This is a genomic window from Bradyrhizobium sp. NBAIM08 (assembly GCF_020193935.1).
GTDB lineage: Bacteria > Pseudomonadota > Alphaproteobacteria > Rhizobiales > Xanthobacteraceae > Bradyrhizobium > Bradyrhizobium yuanmingense.
The window spans coordinates 1-422 of sequence record NZ_JADYVR010000685.1 but is presented as its reverse complement, the minus strand read 5'-3'; the positions used below and the strand labels follow the sequence as shown (position 1 = coordinate 422).

Here is a 422-nt window from a genome sequence, read left to right as displayed (position 1 = left end):
GACCTCCAGGGTGCGCACGCCGTCGGCGCCGGTGACCGGGAGCGGGCCCTCGCCGCGGACGGCTGCACCGAAGGCGGTGTAGTAGTCGTGGTAGCGGCCCTGCGCCGACGGCACCCGCTCCTCGCCCGCCGCAATGCTCAGCACGCCCCACCGCTCCTCGTCGTCGCGGCCCCAGGCCTCGGGGTCGTCGACCGGACGACGCCCGGCGAAGATCGCCTGCGCCTGCACGTCGGTGCCGAGCACGCGGCCGCCGGGAGCGAACGCACGCACCTCGCGACGGAACGCCCGCAGCAGCGCGATGCGCCGTCCGACACTCGTGAGAAGCACGTTCATGGGCTGCGGTGGTGCGGCATGGGGAGGGCATGCCGAAGCTACCACACGTCGGCGCGCGAGCGGCTCGCTACCCGGTGGGCGTTTCGATC

The 422-nt window shown here is 74.2% G+C and carries 1 pseudogene; it reads right to left on the bottom strand.

The features are described 5' to 3' along the window. Positions 1-327, bottom strand: a pseudogene (locus I6F37_RS41560) (hypothetical protein); the annotation flags it as partial. Positions 328-422: the final 95 nt, after the last annotated feature.